Source organism: Sphingobium sp., from assembly GCF_003248505.1.
Lineage (GTDB): Bacteria > Pseudomonadota > Alphaproteobacteria > Sphingomonadales > Sphingomonadaceae > Sphingobium.
Window position 1 is genome coordinate 1 of record NZ_QFOA01000116.1, and the last position, 6,623, is coordinate 6,623.

Annotated in this window: 5 protein-coding genes and 1 pseudogene; 2 read left to right on the forward strand and 4 right to left on the reverse strand. The window is 60.5% G+C overall.

Features of this window, described 5'->3' with window-relative positions; all coding sequences use genetic code 11:
• Positions 1 to 222, forward strand: a pseudogene (locus DI606_RS18935) (plasmid replication initiator protein); the annotation flags it as partial.
• A 1,174-nt stretch (positions 223 to 1,396) separates the two neighbouring features.
• On the opposite strand, the gene DI606_RS18940 reads toward DI606_RS18935, so the two are convergent.
• The 3 genes from DI606_RS18940 to DI606_RS18950 all read right to left on the reverse strand — a co-directional run bounded on the left by DI606_RS18940 (position 1,397) and on the right by DI606_RS18950 (position 3,060).
• On the reverse strand, positions 1,397 to 2,416 hold the full coding sequence (locus DI606_RS18940; protein ID WP_293985444.1) for a hypothetical protein: 1,020 nt from the start codon (positions 2,414 to 2,416) through the stop codon (positions 1,397 to 1,399).
• A gap of 223 nt (positions 2,417 to 2,639) precedes the next feature.
• Positions 2,640 to 2,867 carry a hypothetical protein gene (locus DI606_RS18945; RefSeq protein WP_293985451.1) on the reverse strand — a complete coding sequence of 76 codons (228 nt, stop codon included), beginning with the start codon at positions 2,865 to 2,867 and terminating at the stop codon, positions 2,640 to 2,642.
• A complete protein-coding gene (locus tag DI606_RS18950; protein WP_293985446.1) occupies positions 2,857 to 3,060 on the reverse strand; it encodes a hypothetical protein in 204 nt (67 codons plus the stop codon). The genes DI606_RS18945 and DI606_RS18950 overlap by 11 nt, the downstream gene beginning before the upstream one ends.
• A 977-nt stretch (positions 3,061 to 4,037) precedes the next feature.
• On the opposite strand from DI606_RS18950, the gene DI606_RS18955 reads away from it, so the two are divergent.
• Positions 4,038 to 6,227, forward strand: a complete 2,190-nt coding sequence (locus tag DI606_RS18955; protein WP_293985448.1) for a hypothetical protein — start codon at positions 4,038 to 4,040, stop codon at positions 6,225 to 6,227.
• Positions 6,228 to 6,274: 47 nt separating this feature from the next.
• On the opposite strand, the gene DI606_RS18960 is transcribed toward DI606_RS18955, so the two are convergent.
• A partial coding sequence (locus tag DI606_RS18960; protein ID WP_293985449.1) for a hypothetical protein occupies positions 6,275 to 6,623 on the reverse strand: 349 nt, incomplete at its 5' end.

Here is a 6,623-nt window from a genome sequence, read left to right on the forward strand (position 1 = left end):
CTGGCGAAAGACGTACTCGTCTGCTTCCCTGAACAGGGACAGATCAGCTACAGCGCGTTCGGTGCCATCGCCCGCGCAAATCTGCCGCAACCCCAGCGCGACCATTCAGTCGTGGCGGACGAGTTCCGCGCGTTCCTAAAGTCCCGCGACATCGCATTCGATGCGAAAAATATCACAACGATATTTGCTACCTTCTGCGCGAAACAGCGTCCCGCGAACTGATCGAGCGCCGATTGACATGGACGCTGGTGGCGCTCCGATGTCTATGTTGTGCGTTCTCGAAATACCGTCGTTGGCTGATATAGCTCGGACATTTTCAAGCCAGGGCATCATCGCGATGAATGCGCGATGGGACCATCCCGTTTGAGATACACCGACGGTTGATCGGATGGCAAAGAACTCCCCTCACCTGCCGGTTCATGCCCCCATGCAATCCTGGTATCGTGTAACGCGGTATTTCGGGAACGCGTCGCGCGACATGCAAAAGGGCTGAACCACGGCTTATGGTGAGCGATAATTCCTTCGCGAGAATACGCACATGATTTACCCTGTGCCTGCCTTCATTCGCCAGCATATCAACGATTTATCCATAACAATGGCGATATTTCGGCGTGAATACCGAACGCTCGTGGAATAACGGCAGCCGGCACTGGGCATATGAGCGAGCCAGTCGAAATTGCCGTTCCTGATATACCGATGATGCCAGCGCAGCGTTCCCGATATCCCGTGCTACAATCGCCCGAAGAACAAGTCATCGCACCAAGAAATAGATGAAAGGTGTTAGCCGCCCTCGGAAAAGGCGGTTTTTGCGATAGAATAGTCCGTCATATAATCAGATCGCGTCGATATGACGCTTCCAAGATTCCCCGTATGCCGGACCGCCTCTTAGCCACCTTGAAAGCGATTTCCAAACCGGAGAACCGGCCAACCCGGAAAAGCCCAATACCCCTTAACCCATTGATAAGAAACAGAGATAATCGAGTAAAACAGGTTTTACCTTACGGTCGAACGCGATACGCCCATCGACCCGTGTCGGTATTTCGGGAACGCGGATCGGGATTTCGGGAACAGAAACGCGGGAGAACGGGAACGCTTCGTCCGGGACTTCAGGAACGAACAGTCGGGACAACGGGAACGCATCGTGAGAGCGACTCGCGCTGAAACCACGATTCGCTTGGATCAGTACGATCGCTAACTGTTTATGGATTCTATAAGACTCTAAAACGCACCTTACGGTGCCTTCCGCTGAATACTTTAGAAAGGCCGGATGCGACCGATTCCAGTACCAATCTCGCAACCACACAGCAGAAGGGACGTTCACCCCCTCCCGCTCGCGCTCGGCTCCCAGTGGCGCAGGATTTGCCGAAATCGACTTCAGACTATCAGGACATCCCTATCATTCGTCAAAACGGGTCTTGCTGGGATCGCCTTCGAAACCGTCTGTCCAGAAAAGGGGCCGGAAAATATCGCTCGATCCCTCAGACGGTGCGTCGGGGTACAATGGTAGATTCGCAATGGGGATGACATAGCTCCGATAGCTGGCCTGCCCAGTTCTCTCGAGGAGGAGTCCTTCGTCCTGAGCGATAGACAGGAGCTTGATCGCACCGGCGGAGGTCAGGTCGAACCGACGAGCAACCATGGAACTGGTGATCGCAGGCTGCTCCATCGCGAGCAGCAACACGTCCTTCAGGCGACCGATGCGGCGGCGGCGTCCCAAGGCTTCTCTGGCCCGGTCAGCGAAAAGCCGGAGGCGGCTTTCCAGGTCGAGATGCGCACGAGCACCCGAAGCGATAGCTTGAAGCCACAGATAATCTAAAGAGGGACCCGATGCCGTCTTCCAGGGACCGCCACTCTGCTTGAGGCCCAGCGCCACCAAACCACCATGCGAACCGTTAAACCGGCCTGCGCTCCAGCGATCTCCGATCAGCAGGCTTGCTACGATATCACCGCGGCCCAGCGGCGCATGTCTCCTCCAAACCGCCGCAATCTGCGCGGCTGCCATAAGGGGAGGGGAGGGGAGCAGGTTGCGACAGGCCAGCGCCCATCGCTCGATCCGAGCGATCATGTCCCGGCGATCGCAGTCGTTCGGCATCAGCGTCCCCTCGCGGTAACCGAACCAGTCGAGCAGCGCGTCGGCATCGTCGAGGATGGTTTTGAGACTGACAGGTGTCCCGATCGCGGCTTTCCAATGAGTGAGATCGTAATCGCTCGTGCGAACCCGACCGCGACCATCGAGCATAACCGCGTCTTCGGGAAGATCGAAATCGTCGACCCATGCCAGTGCACGCCGCTCTATCATCGCGACCCGTCGTGACCATGGGTGTCGGACGGGGCTGGTGCGCATCCGGTCGTCCAGCCTCTCCAACGTTCCCTGCGCATGCGCATAGGCTAGCAAAAGCGTGTCGGCGGGATGCATGAACGCAACTTTATTCTATTTTGGGCTAATACGCAAAAAACTTGGAAAATAAGCTTTTCGCAGCCTATAATTAAACTGAAAATAGCTTCCGGAAAGTCTGAGCTAGCTTGCCACGAACAAGGGATTTTCAGCCACCTTCTGGCGTCGATCGCGCACAATCCGCCCGTAATTGAGCGGGGCAGGGGGAAGGGAGCAGGCGGTGTCGGTGCCCGGCGTCGTCATCTCAGTCGGTCAGCAGGGGATGGGTCATCCGCAGATCGTCCAGCAGAGCTTCGACCAGCGCAATATCGCGGGGGCTTCCGACCGGAGTCGCGTTCCAGTTACAATGGGGATGCGTTTCGCGGCTGTAGAGGCGCAACGCACCGATGACCTTGCGCCAGTGATGCTTGCTTTGGCCATGATCGCGCAACAACCGGGCGACGAGCAGGTCGACGATCCCGTCACGCGTCATCATCGCTCCTCGCCGACCATCGGCCCGGCAAATCGAGATAGGCTTCGAGTTCGCGCCAGTGCCGGTCCCACCCCGGCCCGCGTCGTTCAGGCGGGACTTCGCGTTCCACCATGCGGCGGGCGCGAGTTATGATATTATCTTCCGGCGGATGGAGACGGTTCAGGATGCGGCGGATGGGCGGGTCCTCGTTCATAACGCGATTTTGTCGCGGGCGGGGCAGGGCGACGAATCGGCAGCATCGACAGCTCCCGCAGCGTCGGCGATCTCGGTGGCCGAACATTCTGAACAAAGTATGGCATGAGCCATACTTGCGGTCGGGCGCGCATGTCCGACCCAATTTTCGGCAAGCACAAACTGAGGGGCGGGCTGGTGCTGCGGTTCGCGGTAGAAATAGGAGGGAGGCGCTGATGTTGCGAGCATGAGGACGCCCCTGTCTATGCACCCGTACTGTAACCCAGGCAAGTGAGGGGAGTGGCTGCTCTGACGAAGGGAGCGCATTTGCGCGGCGGTATTCAGGCAAGGCGATCCGGCCAATGGATGATTGCTCACAATGATGAGGGTGAGTGGCGCCCCAGGCCGAACTGTGGACAAACGGCGTGCGCCAGAGTTCGCCTATCGCTCTCTGCAGGGCGACAGGACATCCCAGCGGACTCATGTCGGGAATGCCTAGGTCTCTCGGCGCCTGAAGCATCGGCTATCGCAACACACTGGAGATGCTGTTTAAGGAGTGCCGGGGCGCCGATCCTCTTGCAATCGCTCACAGAGCCGTCTCATTGCCGATCAATCTGCCCCCGGTTCCGGACATCGGCGATATAGGTGCAGCGCGGCGCAGGGGCGGCGGGGCCGCCATAGAGCGCTCATGCCTTGGAATTGCGACGCGAATGTGGGAGAGGAGCGGGTGGCCATGCCTTGGACGACGCATGACAGGAGCCTGCTTTGCCGACCCGCTGGATGACCCGCCTGAGCCACCTGGCATTTGGGCTTGCCCTTGCGGCGCTAGATGTTCCTCTGCACGCGGCGGACCCGGGGCCGTTCGAGCTTTCAGGACCCAACCTTCGAATCCTGGTGACGCGAGGTGGGCGGACGTTGCCAATTGGGGCGGTGCCCAGCCTCGCAGAGGGTGATCGGTTAAGCGTTGCGGCGCAATTGCCGCCCGATCAGGGAGCGCGCTTGCTTCTGGTTTCCGCATTTCTGCGCGGGGCGACCAATCCGCCGCCCAAGGATTGGATTGCCTTTGCCGAAACCTGGGCTCGAAAGGACAATAATCGCACGCTCGACTTGACGGTCCCCAAGGGCGCACGGCAGATGGTCCTGTTCCTCGTGCCCGACACGGGTGGCGCAGAAGGCGCGTTGCGCGATGCCGTGCGCGGCAAGCCGGGCGAATTCGTGCGCGCGACACAGGATTTGAACCAGGCTTCGCTCGACCGATCGCGGCTGGACGCGTTCATGGGAGCGATCAAGGCGCAGGAAAACAGCCACCCCGAATTCCTGCGCACGCTCGCCCCGCCGTTGGCGCATAGCCTGTCGATCAAGCTCAACGAAGAATGCCTCTCGAAAGTGATCGAGATGCAGGCGGCGTGCCTGCTCGACAACCGGGATTCCTTGGTGCTGGCCGACGTCCACACCAGTTCGATGGCCGAAACGTTGACGGGTGCGCCAACCGATCTGGCCTTGCAATTGAGTGCGACGCGGGAAGCCGGTTACGGCTATTACAGCCCTTATATTGCAGTGGTGCGTGACGTGGCGAAAATCTTCGGCGCGTTCAGCAACCCGTCTTTCGACTATTTGCCGACGCTGAGCGTGCGCAAAGGCGCGGACATGGGCCTGCTTCTCAACAGTGCGCCCTCCTTTGCCAAGCCCAAGTCGGTTATGGTGGTTGCGATGCCGTCGATCGAGGCGCATTCGCCGCCGCGACTGCGTAGCGGGACGAGCGGCCCGATCTGCCTTGCGCGGGCTGGTGCGGTGTTGCCGGTGGAGGGCGCCCCGCTTATTTATTCGACTGGCTATGCGCGCGACATGATGCTGACGGTCCGGGCGCAGTCCGGCGAAAGCGTAGAGTTGCCCATGACTGCGCGGGCGGATCGGGGCGGCTATGTCCCCGGCGCCGCAACAAGCTGGTCTGCGGCTTTTCAAGGTACGATGAAGGGGCATCTTCACGGACAATGGGGTTTCGACCGGTTCGAGGGGCCGGACTTTACCGTGCAACTGCCCGATGGGCAGGGCTGGCGAACCGACGGCGATGGCCCGGCGCTTGTTGTCGGGCGCGACAATCTGCTGACCCTGAAGGGCAGCGCGCCCGCGTGCGTGGAAAGCGTGACGACGCGGCAGGGCAGGGACGCGCCGATGTCGGTGGCGTACAAACTCGTCGGCAGCGACAGGCTGACACTCACGCTTCCGCTCGCCGACCGGAAGCCAGGCACCCTGAGCGTCGAGATCAAATATCTTGGGGTGGCCCAGCCTACCGTGCTGACGCTGCGGAGCTATGCGCAGGCGAGCAGACTCGACGCCTTGCAGATCCACGCGGGCGATCGGACGGGTGTGTTGAGCGGACAGCGGCTGGACGAAGTGCAAAGCGTGGAAGCCGCAGGTCTGACGCTGAAGCCTGATGGTCTGACACGCGACGGAACTGTCGACCGACTGTCGCTGGTGGCCGACGGGGCGGGGGGCGTGCCGGCAGAGGGACAGGAAGGGGTGGCCCGGGTTAACCTGCACGACGGGCGGTTTGTCAGCCTGCCATTCGAAGTGGGCGCGCCACGGCCGCAAGTCAGCATCTTATCGATGACCGTCACGCCACCTCCCGCCATCGGTATCGTGCCCGCCATCGATGGAGACGACCTCCTGCCCGATCAGGGACGCCTGACCTTTTCCGTAAAGGCGCAAGGCATGACGCTCTTCGCTCCGGGTGACAGCCTCGAAGTGACGGGCGCGGACGAAGGCGCGCCGACAGTCCGCCTGACGGTGGGCGGCGCGGCTCGCCTCGAAGGGCGGCAGGTCATGGTGGCGTCCTTCGATACCAAAGGGGCAGGGGGGGCGCTGTACGGACCGCTGCGGTTTCGCCTGAAGCAAGGGGGTGGGACGAGCGACTGGCTCCCATTGATTACGCTGGTACGTTTTCCCCGCATCGAGAACGTAGCCTGCGACCGCACCCAGGGGTGTGCGCTGCGCGGGCATGACCTGTTCCTGATCGACGCGGTCGGATCGACTCCGACGCTGGAAGGGGCGACGCAGGTCGCTCACGGCTTTACCGGCGAGACTCTTACGACACCGCTGCCGCGAGAGGGCAAACTGTATCTGCGGTTGCGAGATGCGCCCGACCGGGTCCTGAGCATAACGGTCGGTTCATCGGGGATTCGCTCATAAGAGCGGGATTGTTTCGGCCGTGGGGCGTTAGCGGTGTCTGAAGACTGTTACGGCAAATGCCCGTGTCGATCCGAAGCAGAAAATGGCCGCAGCCACTGACCTTTGCAAACTGCCAGGGAACAAAAACGACATTCGGTCACGAAAGTTTCAAAAAGGCTGTTGACCGACTCGATTGGTGTCCGTAGAGGGCTTTTCACCGGACGGGACGCTGCCTTGAACGAGGCGCTGATCGCACGGTCGCCACCATTTATGGGACACTCTCCCTCGGAAGCATTTTCGAGGAAGAATGACTGTCCTCCAAAAGGTGTCGGTTCTTTGACATTGTTGATTGATGAAGGGACATGTGGGCGGCGGCTCGGTTTGTCTGGCGACATAGGCGCTGGATGGATCGTAAAA

Excerpts from the sequence above, each read along its gene's own strand:
- DI606_RS18940 (WP_293985444.1), bottom strand. The coding sequence starts at position 2,416 with ATGCATCCCGCCGACACGCTTTTGCTAGCCTATGCGCATGCGCAGGGA.
- DI606_RS18945 (WP_293985451.1), bottom strand. The coding sequence starts at position 2,867 with ATGACGCGTGACGGGATCGTCGACCTGCTCGTCGCCCGGTTGTTGCGC.
- DI606_RS18950 (WP_293985446.1), bottom strand. The coding sequence starts at position 3,060 with ATGAACGAGGACCCGCCCATCCGCCGCATCCTGAACCGTCTCCATCCG.